At 39.9% G+C, this 20,620-nt stretch carries 12 protein-coding genes; 7 read left to right on the top strand and 5 right to left on the bottom strand.

What is annotated here, in order from left to right:
* From C9J41_RS17635 to C9J41_RS17615, 5 genes are all read left to right on the top strand, one after another.
* A partial coding sequence (locus C9J41_RS17635; RefSeq protein WP_146151679.1) for a tandem-95 repeat protein occupies positions 1-4,766 on the top strand: 4,766 nt, incomplete at its 5' end.
* Positions 4,767-4,830: 64 nt separating this feature from the next.
* Positions 4,831-7,005 carry a type I secretion system permease/ATPase gene (locus C9J41_RS17630; RefSeq protein ID WP_107294861.1) on the top strand — a complete coding sequence of 725 codons (2,175 nt, stop codon included), beginning with the start codon at positions 4,831-4,833 and terminating at the stop codon, positions 7,003-7,005.
* The gene (locus C9J41_RS17625) at positions 6,998-8,380 is read left to right on the top strand and encodes an HlyD family type I secretion periplasmic adaptor subunit (protein WP_107294860.1); all 1,383 of its coding nucleotides are present in this window, start codon (positions 6,998-7,000) and stop codon (positions 8,378-8,380) included. The genes C9J41_RS17630 and C9J41_RS17625 overlap by 8 nt, the downstream gene beginning before the upstream one ends.
* A gap of 30 nt (positions 8,381-8,410) precedes the next feature.
* Positions 8,411-9,781, top strand: coding sequence for a TolC family outer membrane protein (locus C9J41_RS17620; RefSeq protein WP_107208170.1), 1,371 nt, complete (start codon positions 8,411-8,413; stop codon positions 9,779-9,781).
* Positions 9,781-10,389, top strand: coding sequence for an OmpA family protein (locus C9J41_RS17615; RefSeq protein WP_107208171.1), 609 nt, complete (start codon positions 9,781-9,783; stop codon positions 10,387-10,389). Before C9J41_RS17620 ends, C9J41_RS17615 begins: the two co-directional genes overlap by 1 nt.
* 91 nt (positions 10,390-10,480) lie before the next feature.
* On the opposite strand, the gene C9J41_RS17610 is transcribed toward C9J41_RS17615, so the two are convergent.
* Positions 10,481-12,670 carry an LruC domain-containing protein gene (locus C9J41_RS17610; protein ID WP_107208172.1) on the bottom strand — a complete coding sequence of 730 codons (2,190 nt, stop codon included), beginning with the start codon at positions 12,668-12,670 and terminating at the stop codon, positions 10,481-10,483.
* 1,275 nt (positions 12,671-13,945) lie between these two features.
* Here C9J41_RS17610 and C9J41_RS17605 point away from each other — a divergent pair.
* Positions 13,946-14,119, top strand: coding sequence for a hypothetical protein (locus tag C9J41_RS17605; RefSeq protein ID WP_233218521.1), 174 nt, complete (start codon positions 13,946-13,948; stop codon positions 14,117-14,119).
* 31 nt (positions 14,120-14,150) lie between these two features.
* On the opposite strand, the gene C9J41_RS17600 is transcribed toward C9J41_RS17605, so the two are convergent.
* From C9J41_RS17600 to C9J41_RS17585, 4 genes are all read right to left on the bottom strand, one after another.
* Positions 14,151-15,422, bottom strand: a complete 1,272-nt coding sequence (locus C9J41_RS17600) for a GlyGly-CTERM sorting domain-containing protein (protein ID WP_233220418.1) — start codon at positions 15,420-15,422, stop codon at positions 14,151-14,153.
* A 182-nt stretch (positions 15,423-15,604) separates the two neighbouring features.
* Positions 15,605-16,909 carry an inosine/guanosine kinase gene (locus tag C9J41_RS17595; protein ID WP_107208173.1) on the bottom strand — a complete coding sequence of 435 codons (1,305 nt, stop codon included), beginning with the start codon at positions 16,907-16,909 and terminating at the stop codon, positions 15,605-15,607.
* Positions 16,910-17,206: 297 nt separating this feature from the next.
* Positions 17,207-17,905 carry a DUF2786 domain-containing protein gene (locus C9J41_RS17590; protein WP_107208174.1) on the bottom strand — a complete coding sequence of 233 codons (699 nt, stop codon included), beginning with the start codon at positions 17,903-17,905 and terminating at the stop codon, positions 17,207-17,209.
* Between the two features lie 228 nt (positions 17,906-18,133).
* The gene (locus tag C9J41_RS17585) at positions 18,134-19,378 is read right to left on the bottom strand and encodes an NADH:ubiquinone reductase (Na(+)-transporting) subunit B (RefSeq protein WP_107260286.1); all 1,245 of its coding nucleotides are present in this window, start codon (positions 19,376-19,378) and stop codon (positions 18,134-18,136) included.
* A 207-nt stretch (positions 19,379-19,585) separates the two neighbouring features.
* Between C9J41_RS17585 and C9J41_RS17580 the strand changes: the two genes are divergently transcribed.
* Positions 19,586-20,551, top strand: a complete 966-nt coding sequence (locus C9J41_RS17580) for a hypothetical protein (RefSeq protein WP_107294859.1) — start codon at positions 19,586-19,588, stop codon at positions 20,549-20,551.
* Positions 20,552-20,620: the final 69 nt, after the last annotated feature.

Genomic DNA, 20,620 nt, shown 5'->3' with positions numbered 1-20,620 from the left:
TGGGCAGTGACATTACCGTTACGACAGATGAAGAAGTCGCAGTGAGCGGTCAACTGTCTGCGACAGATGTTGATGGTGATAGCTTAGCCTTCACGCAAAGTTCTAACCCGACCAATGGTCAAGTGACAGTTAACACTGATGGCACGTGGACTTACACACCTAAGACTAATTTCCACGGTGAAGATAGCTTTAAGGTGGAAGTCAGTGACGGCAACGGCGGTACAGATACTATTACTGTTAATGTGACCGTGAAGCCAATCAATGATGCGCCAGTATTGGTTGATGATAACAATGATCCATTAGGCAGTGACATTACCGTTACGACAGATGAAGAAGTCGCTGTGAGCGGTCAACTGTCCGCGACCGATGTTGATGGCGATAGCTTAACCTTCACTTCATCGACGAATCCAACGAACGGTACAGTTACCGTCAACACTGATGGCTCGTGGACTTACACGCCTAAAACTAATTTCCACGGTGAAGATAGCTTTAACGTTGAAGTCAGTGACGGCAACGGCGGCACTGACACCATCACCGTGAATATCAAAGTTAATCCAATCAATGATGCGCCAGTATTGGTTGATGATAACAATGATCCACTGGGCAGTGACATTACCGTCACGACCGATGAAGAAGTCGCAGTGAGCGGTCAACTGTCCGCGACAGATGTTGATGGTGATAACTTAACCTTCACTTCATCGACCAATCCAACCAATGGCACCGTCGTCGTGAATACTGACGGTACATGGGAATACACCCCTAAGACTAATTTCCATGGTGATGATAGCTTTAAGGTGGAAGTCAGTGACGGCAACGGCGGCACCGATACCATCACTGTTAATGTGACCGTGAAGCCAATCAATGATGCGCCAGTACTGGTTGATGATAACAATGATCCACTGGGCAGTGACATTACCGTTACGACCGATGAAGAAGTGGCAGTGAGTGGTCAACTGTCAGCGACCGATGTTGATGGTGATAGCTTAACCTTCACTTCATCGACGAATCCAACGAACGGTACAGTTACTGTCAACACTGATGGCACGTGGACTTACACACCAAACAGCGACTTTAATGGTAGCGACAAATTTGATGTTATCGTCAGTGACGGCAAAGGCGGCACCGACACCATCACCGTGAATATAAAAGTTAATCCAATCAATGATGCGCCAGTATTGGTTGACGATAACAATGATCCTCTGGGTAGTGACATTACCGTTACGACCGATGAAGAAGTGGCAGTGAGCGGTCAACTGTCCGCGACAGATGTTGATGGCGATAGCTTAACCTTCACGCAAAGTTCTAATCCGACCAATGGTCAAGTGACGGTTAACACTGATGGATCGTGGACTTACACTCCTAAAACTAATTTCCACGGTGAAGATAGCTTTAACGTTGAAGTCAGTGACGGCAACGGCGGTACAGATACTATTACTGTTAATGTGACCGTGAATCCAATCAATGATGCACCAGTATTGGTTGATGACAACAATGATCCATTAGGCAGTGACATTACCGTCACGACCGATGAAGAAGTGGCAGTGAGCGGCAAACTGTCCGCGACCGATGTTGATGGTGATAACTTAACCTTCACGCAAAGTTCTAACCCGACAAATGGTCAAGTGACGGTTAACACTGACGGCACATGGACTTACACACCTAAGACTAATTTCCACGGTGATGATAGCTTTAAGGTTGAAGTCAGTGACGGCAACGGTGGCACTGACACCATCACCGTTAATGTGACCGTGAAGCCAATCAATGATGCGCCAGTACTGGTTGATGACAACAATGATCCATTAGGCAGTGATATTACCGTCACAACCGATGAAGAAGTCACCGTGAGCGGTCAACTGTCTGCGACAGATGTTGATGGTGATAGCTTAACCTTCACGCAAAGTTCTAACCCGACAAATGGTCAAGTGACGGTTAATACTGACGGCACATGGACTTACACACCAAACAATGATTTTAACGGTGAAGATAGCTTTAAGGTTGAAGTCAGTGACGGCAAGGGTGGTACTGACACCATCACTGTTAATGTAACCGTGAATCCAATCAATGATGCACCAGTATTGGTTGATGATAACAATGATCCATTAGGCAGTGACATAACCGTCACTACTGATGAAGAAGTCGCCGTGAGCGGTCAACTGTCCGCGACCGATGTTGATGGTGATAGCTTAACCTTCGCTTCATCGACGAATCCAACCAATGGCACAGTGACGGTTAACACTGACGGTACTTGGACTTACACACCTAAGACTAATTTCCACGGTGATGATAGCTTTAAGGTTGAGGTCAGTGACAGCAACGGCGGTACTGATACTATTACTGTTAATGTGACCGTGAATCCAATCAATGATGCGCCAGTATTGGTTGATGATAACAATGATCCACTGGGCAGTGACATTACCGTCACGACCGATGAAGAAGTCGCAGTGAGCGGTCAACTGTCCGCGACAGATGTTGATGGTGATAACTTAACCTTCACTTCATCGACCAATCCAACCAATGGCACCGTCGTCGTGAATACTGACGGTACATGGGAATACACCCCTAAGACTAATTTCCATGGTGATGATAGCTTTAAGGTGGAAGTCAGTGACGGCAACGGCGGCACTGACACCATCACCGTGAATATCAAAGTTAATCCAATCAATGATGCACCAGTATTGGTTGATGATAACAATGATCCACTGGGCAGTGACATTACCGTTACGACAGATGAAGAAGTCGCAGTGAGCGGCAAACTGTCTGCGACAGATGTTGATGGTGATAGCTTAACGTTCACTTCATCGACGAATCCAACGAACGGTACAGTTACCGTCAATACGGATGGTACGTGGACTTACACACCAAACAATGATTTTAACGGTGATGATAGCTTTAACGTTGAAGTCAGTGACGGCCAAGGTGGCACCGATACCATAACCGTGATTATCAAAGTTAATCCAATCAACGATGCGCCAGTATTGGTTGATGATAACAATGATCCATTAGGCAGTGACATTACCGTCACTACCGATGAAGAAGTGGCAGTGAGCGGTCAACTGTCTGCGACAGATGCTGATGGTGATAGTTTAACGTTCACATCACTGACAAATCCAACGAACGGCACAGTTACCGTCAATACGGATGGTTCATGGGAATACACACCTAAGACTAATTTCCATGGTGAAGATAACTTTAAGGTTGAAGTCAGTGACGGCAAAGGTGGCACTGATACCATCACTGTTAAACTAGACGTTGTTGCTATTGCAGATCCAATTCTTGTCACCGTGAATTTATTAGGTACTCCTGTTTACAATACTGGCGGTAAATATGAAGGTGGAAAGAACTATGTCGATTGGGAAACAGTTGTTAAAGAGTACGGTGATAAAGCAAGAACGTTAACACAGAAGGTTGATACTCCATATGAAAATACATTATCGACTGAAAGTTTAGCTTATAGAGGAATGGAGCTCAGCGATCATATTGTTATTCAATCAACTGGCGATAACATTTTGGTCGGTGAAGATGGGATTATAGGTAATTCAACGATTGATGGTAGCCCAATAACAGGTCTAGTTAACGACACATTAACTGCTGGTGCCGGTAATGATATTTTAATGGGTGAGCAAGGGGATGATTCACTATATGGTGCCGCAGGAGTTGATACAGCAGTATATGCTGGAAATTTCTCTGATTACGATATTACTAAACCTGTCGAAACCTCAGGTTCATCGATATTTTTTGAAGTAACAGATAAACGAGTAACAAGTGGCGAAAATGTATATGCACGAGAAGGCTCAGATGATCTCTACGACATTGAACGCCTTCAATTTGCTGATGGCACATACTATTGGGATGGTGGTAGTTGGATCAAAGAGCAACCAACTTATACGTATACGTTAGATATTAACGTTATGCTAACGGATACAGATGGTAGCGAGTCAATTAGCCAAATATTATTGTCAGGATTACCTAAAGATACCAAAGTAATTAGCGCGGATGGTACAACCGTTCTCGGTATTGCCAATGCTGCTGGTGAGATTGAACTAACGGGATTATGGCAAAACACGGATACGCAAGTTTCACTTCCTGGTTTACAAATTACCGTACCAGCAGAATCAGCAGATTCAATTGAGTTAACGGTAACGGCGACTGGTAAAGAAAATAGTAGTAGCAGTGAAAATTCTGGCTCTGATAGCGTGTTATTTGATGATAACATTGTCAATGGCTCGGATGTTGATAATGACCTTGTCGGTAGTACCGGTATCGATATTCTTAATGGCTTGCTAGGTAATGATAAACTTTCGAGTGGTGAGGGTAACGATACATTAAATGGCGGTGAGGGCGATGATCTTCTAATTGGTGGTCAAGGCAATGATCTTCTTAATGGCGGGATCGGTGCTGATACATTTACTTGGAGTAAAAGTGAGTCTATTAGCGATATAGATACCATTCGAGATTTTGATTTAGCGGAAGATAAATTAAACCTCAGCGATTTATTAAAAGATGCAACCGCAGAAACGTTAGATGACTTCTTATCGATTAGTCAAAATAATGATGATAGCGTTATTTCAATCAAAACGGGAAATGATCAGTCAGTAAACATTATTCTAGAAGATATCGATTCAAACAGCTTGAAAGATAAGCTTGGTGTTATCACCAATAACTTATTAAGTAATGATAATGGTGAAATCATTTTAAATACTCAGATGCTTGATAGTATTTCGATTGATAAGCCAATGACATTACCACCACAGCAAGATGATAATTAAATATGAATAGAGAAAATGGATATTCCTGTTCGTAGTAATAAAAAGTAACAAGGACGTATAATTCATGATATCCACAGCTGAAAATAAGCAGGAATATTGGAGTATTCCTGCTTCATTAAAAACAACGGATGATCCATTATTGGATAGTCTTGTTATTTTGTCTGAATATTATGGAAACCCTTGTTCTGGAGATGCGTTAATTGCAGGGCTTCCTCTTGAAAGTGCTTTAGTCACGCCTGATATATTTCCTCAGGCAGCAGCAAGAGCAGGTTTAACCGCAAAATTATTACGTAAATTGTTATCAGATATAACGCCACTTGTTTTGCCTTGTGTTTTACTTTTAAAAGATAAGCAAGCATGTATTTTAAGGGAATTAGATCAAGTAAATAACCTTGCTGTGATTCAATTTTCTGATAATGGTGGCGAATCTGAAATTTCATTAGAAGAGCTAGAAAGTTGCTATACGGGATATTGCTTCTTTATCAAGAAGCAATATCGTGGTGACCAAAGTGTTGATGTTCATCAACATGTTAGTTACGGTCACTGGTTATGGAATATGATTAAAGAAGCTAGCCCTATTTATCGAGACGTATTAATTGCTTCGATATTAGTGAATGTTTTTGCTTTAATCTCTCCCTTATTTATGATGAATGTGTACGATAAAATTGTACCTAATTTAGCATTTGAATCATTATGGGTTTTAGCCAGCGGTGCTGTCGTTGCTTTTATATTTGATTTTTTAATGCGTCATATTAGAGGGTATTTAATCGATTTAGCTGGGAAGAAAATTGATATTGTTGTTTCATCTCGTTTATTTGAAAAAGTGATTGGAATTCCATTATCAAAACGTCCATCTTCAGTTGGTGGAATGGCAAAACAATTAGGTGAATTTGATAATATTCGTGACATGTTGACGTCAGCAACGATAACGACATTAATTGATTTACCTTTTGCTTTATTATTTTTATTAGTTATTTATTTTGTTGCTGGCGACCTTGCTGTTATTCCATTAATTGCAGGCTTATTAATTATTGGTTATACATTACTGGTTCAACCTAAATTAAAAATAGCCGTTGAGGAGTCTAATAAGTTTTCAGCGTTAAAATATGGACATTTAATTGAAAGTTTAACGGCGATAGAGGCGATTAAATCAAATAGTGCAGAAGGGATGATACAACGGCACTGGCAACAGATGATCGCACATACTGCTAATTGGCAGTTAAAAGTTAAAAAAATCTCTAACTCTGTTTCGTATTTTGCCACCTTTATTACTCAGTTAACGGCTATTGGTGTTGTGGTTTTAGGCGTTTATCGTGTATCAACGGTCGATATATCCATGGGTGGGATTATCGCTGCTGTCATGCTATCAAGCCGTGTTGTTTCTCCTATGGCTCAGTTAGCAAATTTATTAACAAGAGCCAATCAAACGTCAAGTTCTCTGCGTCAATTAGATCAACTGATGCAAGAAGAAAGTGAATTTGAAGACAAAGCACATTTGATCAGTCGCCATAGAATGAAAGGAGCTATTAAGGCAGAAAATGTCCAATTTTCGTATCCGAATCAGAAAAAATGCACGATTGACTCTGCGAACTTTTCAATTAAACCGGGTGAGAAAATCGCGATTCTTGGTAAAAATGGTTCAGGTAAAACGTCATTAGCGAAGTTATTAGCGGGGCTATATTGCCCAACAGAAGGAAGTTTACGCTTTGATGGCATTGATCGTGAACAAATTCACCCCGCAGATTTGCGAAGAAATATTGGTTACATGCCACAAGATATCACGCTTATTCATGGCACTATTCGTGACAATATTATGTTTGGAACGAGACAAGTCACTGAACATCAGTTGTTGCGTGCAATTCAACTCTCAGGTGTTAGCAGCTTTACGGATAGCGATTCAGAAGGTTTAGATAAACAAGTTGGAGAGTTAGGAAACGCATTATCGAGAGGGCAGCGTCAAGCAGTCGCACTAGCTCAGGCGATATTAAATGATCCTCCAATTTTATTAATGGATGAGCCAACAGCAAGTATGGATGCACATGCAGAGAAGCGTTTTATGCATTCAATGAAGCATGTTGCCATAAATCGAACCTTGCTAATTATCACTCATAAAATGTCATTACTACCGCTTGTGGATCGCATTATCGTTGTTGATAACGGTAAGATCGTTTTAGATGATCAACGTGAAAAAGTATTGAAACAGTTACAGCAAGGTGTATCGGGAGGCCGGAATGAATAAGCCTTTTTCCGACCAAGATCAAGAGATGATGGATGATGTCTACAACGCGATGATGATTGATTCGCCAAGAAAGCATCGTTATATGGTATGGGCACTGTTTTTTATGTTGATATGTTTCTTTATTTGGGCTTTTTTTGCTCAATTGGAACTTGTCACTAGAGGCTCTGGTAAGGTTATTCCATCATCACAAGTACAAGTAATTCAAAGCTACGATGGCGGTCTGTTGCAAGCGCTATACGTGGAAGAAGGAATGACAGTTAAAAAAGGTCAACCCCTTGTACGTATTGATGATACTCGTTTTCGTTCTGATTTAGCTCAGCAAGAAGACGAAGAAGATAGCTTAAACACGAATATTGCCCGTTTTCGGAAAGAACTGAAAAGCATTGTAATTGATGACGATATTAAAGACTGGAAAGAACGGATTAAGATCAATATCGAGCCGCTTGTTTTCTCTCAAGAACTAGCACAAAAAGAGCCTGAACTCATCGCTCGCCAGCAGGATGAATATCAAGGGCGGTTAGAAGAACTTCAAAATCAATTAGCGATCCTTGCTCGTCAAATTGTTCAACAGCAACAGGAAAGTTACGCATTATCATCTCGAATTCGTACCCTGAAAAGTAGCTTAAAACTGATTAATAAAGAATTAGTAATGACAAAGCCTTTAGCGAAAAAGGGCATTGTCTCGGAAGTTGAACTGTTACAGTTAGAGCGCAAAGTCAATGAAACCAAAGGTGAACTTTCGGCACTTTATGCTGAACAACCGAAGGTAAAAGCCGCTTTAGATGAATCTATTTTAAAGCGACGTGAAGCCGTGTTGAATTATCAAAAAGATGTACGAGCTCAACTTAATGAAATGACAGCCAAACTTTCACGTTTAACCGAAGCGCAGGTTGGCTCGCAGGATAAAGTAGATAAAGCGATATTACATTCACCCGTAAATGGCACAATTAAAAGTATCAATATAACAACCATTGGTGGCGTGGTTAAACCTGGTGAAGCCATATTAGATATCGTACCAACGGAAGATAACTTATTAATTGAAGCAAAGATCCAGCCTAAAGATATTGCATTTTTACATCCTGGGTTACCGGCTGTTGTAAAAGTAACAGCGTATGACTTTACTCGTTATGGCGGGCTTGAAGGCTCTGTTGTGAATATTAGTGCAGATACCTCGCAAGATGAAGAGGGCAATAGTTATTACTTAGTAAAGGTTCGCACAACACACTCACATTTAATGAAATCAGATCAGACACCTTTGCCAATTATTCCCGGTATGTTGACATCTGTTGATGTAATTACAGGAAAAAGAACAGTTTTAGAATACATACTTAACCCGATTTTAAGAGCTAAGGAAATGGCGCTTAGAGAGCGCTAAACCATAAAAATAAGAGAAGGATATTCATTTATGCGTTATGGAATACGCGATTGTATTAAGAAGAGTTTGATTACAACAGCCATTGTTTCATCGTTATATCCAGTGTCAGCCATGAGCCAAACATTAGAGCAAGCTGTTGCGGTTACTTTAGATACTAACCCTCAGTTACAGCAGGCTTTAAGTCAATTTAAAGCACGAGAGGAGCAAGGTAATCAAGTGTTTGGTGACTATTTACCGACTGTTGATTTGACGGCGAGTTATGGTTTTAAGCAAAGCTCAACTCCTCAGAGTCGATTACAAACAGAAGATATGGTTGATTCAGAATCACCAGAAGTTGGAATTAGTATCCGACAAGTATTATTTAATGGCTTTTTAACAGGACATGAATTATCACGTTTAGATTTTGAAGCTAAAGCGGATCAACTAAAACTTTTTGCTACAGCGGAAGATATCGCGCTTTCGGTGGTAAAAGTCTACATCAATTACTTAGTAGAAGAGCAGATTGTTAAGTTAGCAGAAAACAATGTTGAAAAGCATCAGCTTTTGTTTGACCAAATAAAAGAGAAAACAGAATCTGGCTTAGGTTCAAGCGCTGATTTATCTCAAAGTAAAGGGCGTTTAGCACGTGCTAATTCTAATTTAATGTCAGCACAAAATAATCTCGCTGATGCACGAAGTGAATTTATTCGAGTGGTTAATGAATCGCCAGAGAATGTAATTGTGCCAATGGCCGATCAAGACAAACTTCCGTCATCATTAGAACAAGCGATTGAAATAGCACAAAAAAATAATCCTATATTGAAATCATCTAACAGTGATATTAATGCCGCGCGTTCAGAGAGAGAGGCTTTAAAATCTAACTATTATCCTGAAGTCACTTTGGAGCTTGGTGGTAAATGGTCAGATGAAAAGTTTGATTATGAAAATGCGCTTGAAGGGGAAGATAAAGAGTTACAGGCAGGGATTCAGTTACGTTATAACCTCTTTAATGGTGGCAAAGACACGTATCGAGTTCGTGAAGCCGCATATAGAATTGATGAAGCAAAAAGTGTTCATCAAAATACATCACGCGATGTAAGAGATGGAACAACACTCGCTTGGAATGCTAATACCTTTTTGGCTAAGCAACGAGACTTTATCCGTACACATGTTGAGGCTTCGAAAGAAACCCAATCAGCGTATGAGCAGCAATTTAAATTAGGCCAACGTTCATTATTAGACTTGTTAGATTCTGAAAACGAATTGTTTGAAGCGCGAAAAAGTTATTTACGTGCTGAGTTTGATGAGCTTGTTTCACAATACCGCATATTACATGCAACAGGGCAGCTAATCTCATCACTACGTGTAACAACGCCTGAGAACTGGAACAGTGAAGCAACTCGTCAAGGAGAGAGTGAATAATGAAAAAAAACATACTATTAAGTTCGTTAGTCATTATGTCTACAATGATTAGCGGTTGTGCTTCATCCGACGGTTCTGAATCACAAACAACGACACAGCAATACGATCTACGTGACTTAGATGGTGATGGCGTGATTGAAGCACGCGATCAATGCCCAAACAGTGTGCCAGGCTCATTTGTTAATAATGTTGGCTGTGGAAAAGAGAAAGAAATTTCTGAGCGTGTAGAGCTTAAATTAAATTTTGCTAATAATTCAGCCGTTATTAAACCCGTGTATCAGCGTGAAATAGAGGCCATTGCTAATTTTATGCATCAGTACCCTGACTCGTCTGTGACGATTGAAGGGCATTGTAGCAAGAGCGGTAGCTATGAGTTGAATATGGCACTGTCTCAGGCTCGTGCTGAAGCTGTGGTTGATATGTTGAAAGATACATTCTTTATTGACCCTAATCGTCTACAAGCAATAGGTTATGGTTACACCAAGCCTATTGATGATAGTGAAACAGAGATTGCTGCAGAGCGAAATAGACGTGTTATCGCAGCGGTATCAGGCACAGATAAAACAATTGATATGAAGTGGAATATTTATTCGGTAGATGATGAATAAGTGCCACAGATAAACAATTAACGAGCTACAGTAAAAGCCGACAGTGTGAAAGCACTGTCGGCTTTTTTATATTCATCACTTACGAATAGATTTACTCGAAGAGCTTAGTAATATCTGAGTTCGCACGAAGATACCAGTCCGTATTAGTACTACCGCCAGATACAGAGAAACTTTGAAGATCAGGGTAGGCTTCAAGTATGTTTATCCCTTCGCTAGGGTGATCCCATGTTCCATCAACTACGATAGCCCATGGAATACCGTTTGAAGTATGATAGGTATCACAGTTAATACCAGGGCAGTCGCTATCAACATAGGCAGAATCATCATGTTCAGTTGCAAAATAAGCAGTATTTGCCTTACTTGAAACGTCTGTATTTTTCAGATGAATCTCAATTGCACGGCCATCAGTTGCACGCGTACCTTCGCCATGATCAATACCTGGCGTACCAAATAGAAATGGGTTCAAAGGCATGCTGGGAACAGTCGATGATGCTAATGGCGTGATGAAAGGAATGCTTGCTTCAAATTGGAATAAATCAGCGGCATCGGAATTACACCCCGTCCATACTCTGTAAAAAGTTCCTAAGAATCCTGAACAGGTTGGGGTCGGTATTTCTGTAAGGAGATTATTTGAAATAATCGCAACCGCATCAGTTGTGCCCGATTCTAATATCTGTTTAGGGTGTAAGGTTGATCCATTAATCACTAACTTAGTTCTGTCCGCATCTACGGCAGAAACGGGAATACCATCAAATTTCACAGCGAAACCATTCGCAAAGTCTGCACCGTATGCTCTTAAATTTCCATATATATCATAGCGGAGAACATCACCCGCAGAGTTCGTTACTTTATCAACGCGGTAATATATAACGACATCATTAAAGTCGAAATCGCCTTCTTGCGGCCAGTCATCCTCATATGCCAATGTTACCCAAGAGCCTGAGGATGGGTACCAGTTATGGGTAACGGGTTGGGAATCAATCGTTACTTGGTGATCTTCTACTTCACCGTAAGAGGTCCCCCCATAAGATAATAAACCTGCATTTTTGGAAATACGAAAACGAGCCCATATTTGTCCAGTGGCTGCATCGTCAGGCACTCTAATTTTCAGAACATGACTTGCTGGTGTTGTTCCATCTCCAGCGGTTAATAACTCATCATCAATCGCATGTTCTGTTGCCTCATCAAATACACCATTATTATTCCAATCAAACCATGCATTGATAAAACCATTTGCTGAGCCACCAACAGTCACGTTAACTAAACCGTCAGAACCTTGTCTAAAGTTTGCCGGAAACGAAATACCGTCTTCATCAGCAACACTATTGGCATCATCTGAATTCGGTGAAACAAAAGCATCGCCTTCTGTATCAATGTTGGAACCAAAATAATAATTGACGCCTGAAATATTGTAGTGACGAGCGCCGTTAGTAGAAAGGGATGTTTTGTATGTATCAGGAGCATCACCAAAATCTGTATTTTCAGCCACTATGGCAGACGTTGAACACCTAGCGCCATCGTTCAACGTTGAAGTCGGACCATCAGAATAAAAAACGGCATTTGATGTAAAACTCGATAAATCACTTAAATCAATTCTATAAATGGCGCCATCATCGTTACGGCTTAGGTAGAGGAAACCATTTGAATCGAAATACTGCGCACCAAAACCACCGTTTTCTGGAACATTGATCCCACCAATTTCAACAAACGATGCACTATTGGGTGTAGTAAAGTTAGTTATTTCATAAAGCTTTTTATTGTCGCTATCAACAGTAAATAGTCGTCCAGAAGAATCGGGATGAAAAGCCATATCATGAAGGTTTAATGTGGCACTACTGGGTGTCATGACGAGAGTAACAGACAAAGTCGTTAGATCTATCTCGTACATACCTACACCCTGTCTGTAGATGTAATATTTATTGTTATAAACGTCACCAGTTGGATAGGGCATGGTGGTATCAATACCTGTGACAGGAATAGTTTCGAAGTCAAAAAGCTGATTTATACGGACAATTTCTTCATTATTTACGTCGTATCCATAAATATAACTGTCTGTGGCGTTAAATCCAACAGCATTGACTTGAGATGCCATCGTTTTCGATGGGCGATAAAAACCAGAAGATAAATCCATTTGGTACACTACAGTTGGATTACCTTGAAACAAAAAAGCATTACTAGGGCAGCCACCATTGTCAGTGAATGCATGCGGTATGATGCTGTAGGCCGAGGTTGAAACTAAGGCTAACGAGCATGCTAGTAAAGAGTGTTTTAAACACTTCATATCTTTGCCTCACTCAGTTAAAAATATTAATGGAAGTAATTGAGCCTTTCATCATTGAAAAATTTACAAGTATCAAGCCAATAAATATTTAAAAAAGCAGTCGGGTAATTATATGATTTATCTGTTAATTAAATTTTCGAATAATCTAGTTATGATCTAATAGGGTAAAGAAATCATAATGATTCTAATATTGAAAATATAAATTAGACATTAATGTATTCATATATATACTTCTAAGTACAAATGAAATATAAGAATTGTTTCATATTTAAATCATGTTCTCTATCATAAACGATTGCTTTGTTTGTCTAGTAAAAATACAGGAATGCACATTTAATAATTATATGATTTAAATTGCACTCTAATATAAAGTTTAGAATTGGTTAATAGAAGTATCAAGAAAGTAAGATAAAAAGAACGTAGAAAATTGTCGTATAACAGCTTCTTTTTCTAAACAATAACATCATCATCGTATGTGACTTTCAACTAATTGAAAGCATTCAGACTGTTCTGAAGAAAAAACGTTGTTGTAACATCATAAAAAGAAACTAAATATTATTTTTCTGTTGCGCGATCATTCATAGGCTTTCATCATTTATTAAATGGTTTCAATTGGTTGATTGGTTGATTGGTTGATTGGTCGATTGATTGGTGTTTTTTATTTTTCCTCTCTTATTTATGTTGAACGAGCGCAATGTAAATAACAAACAAGCTATGGCGAGCTAAAGTTTAGGCATATCTACGCATCATCAATATTGGAATTGGCAAAGTTTTTAAAATAGTATTCGTAATTAATTTAAATTATTACCCCTAATATTTTGTTATCTCGGTTATAAAGGCTAAGTTTTTTATTAAATAAAACATTAAAATATAACTTTGATTACCAGTAGTAAAAAAGTTATATAAAATGTTAAAAAATTAGAAAATTTTTCATATGAAAGCACTGGTTAATATATTACTACTTAAAGTGATTAAATACAGGAAAGAAAAATCACCTGTGTTTATCTAGTTAAAGACGTTTTCTTAATTTTAAATAAAATAACGTGAAGTTCTATTAATTTTTCTACTGTCGGAACGCCATATCCAGTGTCTGATAAGCGTATATGTAATGCGATTTATAAGGGTTTATTAGCATTTATTAAAAATAGATGAAAGCAAATAGTATTGAAGCACTATTAAAATGCTTTCTTTGCCGCAAGCTTACTAGAAACCGAAGTGTTTGTATTAACAACATCGTTTACGACTTATTTAACTCGATTGATTTCAGAAGGGACAATGCGGTCAGTGGGGAAGCTGGTAAACCAAAATAAATCTCAGTTGATTGTTGAAGCGGCGGTTTATGATGCCGAAAATAGAGAAATAGGGCGAGGTAGTGGCGTCTTTGTGCATAGTAAACAGCAACTTGTTGATGTCAATGGTTATGGTCTATACGTGGCAAGCCGTTCCTAATGGTTAGGAACGGCTTGTTGTAATTAAAAAATTAATTACGACGTCTGAAGAGCAATAGTGCAAGGCCAAATAGACTCAATAGACCTGTGCTACCGCCGCCGCCGCCGCCGTCATTTCCATTATCTGGTGCTGGTGTCGGTGTTGGTTCTGGCTCTTTGTCTTTCGCACAACTAGCTAGCGTGTCTTCAGGCGTTTTAACGGTAAAATCGAGTTGGTTAGATGAGCCAAGTTTCTCTCCCCATCGTGTACCAAGTTTTAACGTTCTTTCACCATCATCACAAATCGCATCAGTAGGTGCTGGATTGACAAGTTGTAGAGATACCGTTTTTGTGGTTTCGTTCGGTGCAAACTCAACACGCTTTGCCAGCTCTTGATAATCGGTTGCTGGCACAGCGGTGACCGCATCTGAATAAACCTCAATCGAAGCAGCTTGAGACACGTCACCATCACGTGTCACCGTGATAACTTTCTCAAATTCTGACGATTGGTTTTCATCCAGAGCGATGGTGACGTTACCAATCTTTTCTAGTGGAGTAACATTTTGCCAGTATGAATTTGGATGGGCGATTGATTCTTTCAGTACTTTCGCATTGTTTGCGGTTACTGTACCACACGCTTCGCCACCTCTTGTTACGTTTGGATCCGAATAGAACTCATTCAAATCAAACTGATTGTAATTGAGGTCGGCACTCATGATGGTCGGTTTTCCGCCACAGCGCCATGCGTAGTTGTCGTCTTCAAAATGTGATTGTGTGTGCTCGTACTCATGACCTAGACGGTCAACGTGTCCCCATTCGTGCGCTAGCAACGTTGGTAGTGAGCAGGCTTCGTTAAATACGCTGACGGTGTGGTAACTGGTTTGCACACCACACTGACGGTCAGCAAGGTTACTGTTGATTACAAGTGAGACGACTGAAGCACCGTATTTGCGGCGTATCTCATCAAAATCACCAAATGAAAAACTATCAGCAACTTCTGCCACATTATCGCCTTCCAATTTCATAGGAATGGCGGCAACAATGTTACGGCGGTATTCGATGTTGTTGATGTCGTGAGCTTTATTCGCAATGGCGGTTTGCTGCATCAAATATCGATTTAATTGCTCAGGTTTGATGCTTGGATCGTAAATAACAAGAATGTTACTCAGTGGGCCGTCGTAACCATTTTCAACTTGGGCGTTGTAATTTTGGATTTCATAATTCGGCCAATTTTCAGGAAGATTGTTTGCTGAGAATGGTTGCATTCCTGCGAATGTGGGGGCACTTAATAAAGCCGATAACGACACGATTAATATTTTATTCATTGTTTTCCTTAACAATATAGACTGCAATTTTATAAAGTAATCGATAAATTCAAGCCTAATTAACAAAATATTAACTTTCAATAAAGTGGCAAAATTTTGCGATGCACTTATCACATTGAGTTAAATACAAATAACAAAAAAGGAGCTAATTAGCCCCTTTTTTAAACTATTACAAATTGGAATTAACGTTCCCAGTATGCTTCTTCTAAACAGTCTTCACGCTCTGGTAGGCCATGAGATAGGCGAGGTGCGTGTTGGATCAATACTTCATAACTAACACGGTTAGAGTACTGGCAAATCTGAGAGAAAGACGAATACGACAAGAAATTCGCAGTGTGTTTCGCAGAATTAGGTACATTAACCTTATGGAAACGGTTAGCAGACATATCGTGTAGAAGTGCAGAAAGCGCAGCATCACCCGCACCATTTGTGTTTTTGATCTCAACAGGGCCACCAAGGTAAGGGGCAATGTGAGAGTAAACACGAATTGGGTTTTCACATGCACTTTTTGCCATTGGGCGGCTGAATTCGTATTTATTGAATTCTGGGATCTTACCCGGCAGAAGCGGCAGTGATGATTCACGCTTTAATGAATCTTCGGTGTAACCCGCCATGTATAAACCCGCAGGACCGGCAGTACACAAAACCATATCAACCCAATCAAGTGCTTTATCGGCAGCCGTCAGTGGATCTGTTTCACCGGTTAGTGCTTCAGCTTCTTCTTCGTTCATCGCAACACAGGTGACGTGCTCTTTTAGAAACTCAATCCACCATTCGCGCTTATCTTCGATAACGTATTTAGTCCCCATCGTCAGTACGACTGGCACATTATACTTTTTCGCGTATTCGATAGCTTTCAGTGCCGCATCTTTCATTGGATCTGTTGGCTTACCACGAACAAGGTAAGTTGATAGCACCAATGCAGAGGCTTTTTTGAATGCAGATTCAGGAATACTTTCTGGACGAAGCTGGTTCATTTGACCTTCGTTAATCGCGAAAGTACGTTCACCATCTTCACTGATAAGCGTGTAACAACGACCGATAGGGCCATTGACAGGCTGCAGGTAATCTAAATCCATACGGCTAGAGGTGTTACATAAATAGCGGTAGGCGTATGAACCGATTTTTAGATCTTGGCTCATTACACCAAGCAGAATTGACTTATCATCAGCTAATACAGAGTAGTTGTGCAATGTATTACCAATGGTATCGCCAGGGTATTCGTGGCTGATAAGCTTACGATCTTTTAATTCTTTATAAAGCAGTTCAGCTTTATCTTCATCAAGAACGACAGATTGTCCCTTAGTAAGAGCATGTCTGGCTAAGAAGTCATCGTCAACGCGAGCTTCAATATCAACTATGGTTTGACCAACACCAATTAGATGTGATTTTGCTAATGGATTGTCTTGTTGAATTTGAACAATTAATGGATCGCGGGCATTGACAGGAAAGTAATGTTTTGACTTGCGTTGACCAGGAAATTTCATGTCTTGATGGCTATGGAATTAAGGGATTTTGATTTATTCTAACATAAAAACGCGACTGGAATCTCATTTCTTTGAAATATCGTGTTTATAGTTGTTCTTTTGCTGTTTTTTTAAACGAGTCAAATAAAGTTAGATAAAAAGAGGCTAATAACTATACTTTTAAGCTATTTATCAGCGATGTACATCGATTTGTGATAGGCGTGAAATGGTAGCTATATTAGCGATTATGGTAATTTATAAATTAAAAAGTTATAAAAAAAGCCACATTAGCAGCTTTTTTACGAGAAAAGGATAGAATCAGTTAAGTCTTTTTAATTCTTCTTGTGCTGATTTACCACCGACAGGGCGACTAACCGAAATGGAACGGCCTTTTTTCATCCCTTTTTCATAATCATCGGTGAGTGCTTTCATTGCTTCCTGTAGCTGTTTTTTAAACGTTTCACGATCAAGGTTTTCAAATTGTTTATCAATGTAGTTCGCCATACGTTGATCATGGTCATCGTCTGTCGTTAACTCCGGCAGTTTTTCCAATGCACCTTCAAGCCAACCTGCTAGGAAAGAGTTTACACGTCGTGTGACTTCCTGTGTGCTAGTGCCAGAACCGGCAAAACTGTTTCTAAATTGTCCCGTTTGTTGGTTCATTTCACGATATACAACATCAAAAGCAAAAGCAGCGAAAATTGCGCGCTCAGCCATGCCGATGAATTCCGCTTTTTTTAAACCTTTATAATTAGTTAGTACACATTCCACGCCAAATCGACGGTTAATACCACGGATAATTTTTAATATCTGTGCGCTTATATCAGTTGGAAGTAAGGTTTGAGATTTTGTTTTGCCCATTTTGATGAATTCAATATCGTCTTTCTCAAGACCATATTTGAGCATGAGGCGATGGGCCATACGAATAGCTTGCGCGGCTTCATTAACGTTAGCCGAGTTACCTAACTCAAGGCATTTTGCTATTTTCTTTAGCGCCTTTCGCTTTTGTTCAGACATTCAACATACTCACGATTTAAAACAGGGCACGTATTTTACCGCTTTAGTTGCTATTACATCAAGCGTAACGGCTATTAATAACGACAATTAATACTAAGAACCTAATCTTTATCATAACAACATACTGTAACGATAATTTCTGTTGATATATTTTTCTTATTATCTGATTACACGAAACGAAAGATTATCGTGTAATCAGATAGTTGATAAGGGTATCAGTGAAGGGGTCTATTTTAATGCCGCCCGTTTAGCACGGCGTTTAATATTTCCTGTTTTGGTCATAAAATCGAACAGTGGCGCAAACAAGTTGGCAAATAAAATAGCGAGCATAATACCTTCTGGATAAGCAGGATTAAGTACGCGAATGAATATGGTCATCACACCAATTAAAATGCCGTATGCCCATTTCCCTTTATTGGTAAATGCGGCAGAAACTGGATCGGTTGCCATAAAGAAAGTACCAAAAGCGACACCACCAATAACAAAGTGCCAATAGAAGGGCATTGAGAACATGTAATTAGTATTTGAACCAATGGTGTTAAGTAGTAAGGAACTCCCTGCGAGGCCGATGAAAACACCTAGTACAATTCGCCACGATGCGATTCGCATAAAGATTAAGATGACGCCTGTTAGCGCGATAAATAGGGTTGAGACTTCCCCCATTGAACCGGGAATATTACCAATGAAAGCATCAAACCATGAGATAGGTTGCCCCGTCATATTATTCGTCAGTGCATTTTGTCCACCTTCATACCACTGACTGAGTGGTGTCGCCCCTGAATAACCATCCGCTGCAACCCAAACAGCGCCTCCAGACATATTTGCAGGGTAGGCGAAGTATAAAAAAGCACGACCGGCGAGTGCTGGATTTAAGAAATTTCGACCCGTACCACCAAAGATCTCTTTTGCGACAACAATACCAAAGGTAATACCTAGCGCAGCTTGCCAAAGTGGAATAGTCGGAGGAAGAATAAGCGCAAATAAAATTGAGGTGACGAAGAAGCCTTCATTCACTTCATGCCGCCGAATAATGGCAAATAACACTTCCCAAAAACCACCAACTATAAAGACAGTAAGATAAACAGGGAAAAAGTAGCTAGCACCAACTAAGAGATCGCTGATCCAACTTGATTGCTGAACGGCGTCAAGAGACCCCCACACCCAACTAAGTCGCCATGAGGAATCCAATGCTTGTTGCGCTGCCGTCGCATCAAGTCCGTATAACAACGCATGACTAGATTGTTGCCCTATGTTGTACATACCCCAAATCATGGCGGGAAAAACAGCTAACCAAACCATGATCATAATGCGTTTTAAATCAATGCTATCTCTAACATGAGTAATACCTTTGTTGACCTGTCCAGGGGTATAGAAAATAGTTTCAACCGCCTCAAACAAGGGATAAAAGGTTTGGTATTGTCCACCAGGTTTGAACTTTGGTGATAGCTTATCTAAATAACGTTTAAGACTCATAACACACCCTCCTATGATGTATTACGAGCGATCGCTAAAATAGATCGCTTTTTGAGCAAGTAAACGCCTTTCTTTATATCTAACACCTCTATATCTAATGAAAGATAAAATCAGATTAGCCATAAACAGCGACTTTAAGTATAAATAGCCATACAAGGTTGAGATCATGTCAACTTCAACGATTACCACAACAATGAGTACTCCCATATGACGACCGATTATGTGTCGATTGATGTGCCTTTTGAGTTTCGTCATACCTGTTGGTTTTGTGGCGAACCTTATTATGAAAGCCATGCGTTTATGGCAAAGCCTAATTATTATGGCCAATCTGCACCTATCATGGTGCCTTGTTGCCAAGAGTGCTTTGGTTTTACGAAAGAAATTAAAGCAAGTGGCCTTGATATTTTACGCGATAAAGTAAAAGAGAAATTGCATAAGAAGTATCAAAAGCATTTACAGATTGGTGTTAATTGGACTAAGCAAGAGCTTGAAGAGTGTGAATTTGAAGGCAAAGCACTTGAAGGTTTTCGTGAAAGCGCATGGGCAATGTTTGAAATTGCCAAAGAGCGAGTCAATTACCGTGGATGGGCGGTAAGTATTGATGGTATTCCTGTTGAAGGGCTAACAACAGCGTTCCAGTTTGAATTTGATGGCATTGTATATACCAGTTTAAATCATGCCGTGATCCAGCTGGCGACGGCATATGCGATCCCACAACCCTATTTGGAACAGGTCATTGAGTTAGTCGGACGCGATAAAATGGCGTATGCCTTACGTTTTTGTAAAACAAGCTACGGTTATTCAAGTGCTGAAATTGCGGCAAGTTTAGCGAGTTTAGGAGCATTGTTAGCGGAAGAAAAAGCCAACAAGCAGATTGAATCTAGCAGTACTCGTTGTAAAAACAAAAAAGTCGCTATTTCGGAGATCAAAGAGCTGATCTTACATCGAACGATGATTTCACCTTATGCCATTCAATGGGCGCTAGAGCATGGTGCAACCACCTTGCAATTATTAGCAGAACAAGAAGAGGCGTTTTTTGAGCATTTTAATAAAGAATCTGAATTAACAGCCTTTACGTATTTTAATGGCTTACAGATTTACCTTGAGCAGCGAGAGATTGATCCTGAGTGGGTCGTTAATTCTGATCCAAATAAGCAGCTATTTGAATCTTAACTGAGTAAATGATTTCCCATCAAAGTGCTTAATGGTGAGAGGGTATTGTTGCGCTCTTAAACCTATCTG

The sequence above is a fragment of the Photobacterium sp. GB-50 genome (assembly GCF_003026755.1).
GTDB lineage: Bacteria > Pseudomonadota > Gammaproteobacteria > Enterobacterales > Vibrionaceae > Photobacterium.
The sequence above is the reverse complement of the archived record's forward strand: the minus strand, read 5'-3'. Positions and strand labels throughout refer to the sequence as shown.

Coding starts and splice junctions, on each gene's coding strand:
- C9J41_RS17580 (WP_107294859.1), top strand. CDS start 19,586: ATGACGACCGATTATGTGTCGATTGATGTGCCTTTTGAGTTTCGTCAT.
- C9J41_RS17600 (WP_233220418.1), bottom strand. CDS start 15,422: ATGAATAAAATATTAATCGTGTCGTTATCGGCTTTATTAAGTGCCCCC.
- C9J41_RS17590 (WP_107208174.1), bottom strand. CDS start 17,905: ATGTCTGAACAAAAGCGAAAGGCGCTAAAGAAAATAGCAAAATGCCTT.
- C9J41_RS17585 (WP_107260286.1), bottom strand. CDS start 19,378: ATGAGTCTTAAACGTTATTTAGATAAGCTATCACCAAAGTTCAAACCT.
- C9J41_RS17615 (WP_107208171.1), top strand. CDS start 9,781: ATGAAAAAAAACATACTATTAAGTTCGTTAGTCATTATGTCTACAATG.
- C9J41_RS17625 (WP_107294860.1), top strand. CDS start 6,998: ATGAATAAGCCTTTTTCCGACCAAGATCAAGAGATGATGGATGATGTC.
- C9J41_RS17620 (WP_107208170.1), top strand. CDS start 8,411: ATGCGTTATGGAATACGCGATTGTATTAAGAAGAGTTTGATTACAACA.
- C9J41_RS17595 (WP_107208173.1), bottom strand. CDS start 16,909: ATGAAATTTCCTGGTCAACGCAAGTCAAAACATTACTTTCCTGTCAAT.
- C9J41_RS17630 (WP_107294861.1), top strand. CDS start 4,831: ATGATATCCACAGCTGAAAATAAGCAGGAATATTGGAGTATTCCTGCT.
- C9J41_RS17610 (WP_107208172.1), bottom strand. CDS start 12,670: ATGAAGTGTTTAAAACACTCTTTACTAGCATGCTCGTTAGCCTTAGTT.
- C9J41_RS17605 (WP_233218521.1), top strand. CDS start 13,946: ATGCGGTCAGTGGGGAAGCTGGTAAACCAAAATAAATCTCAGTTGATT.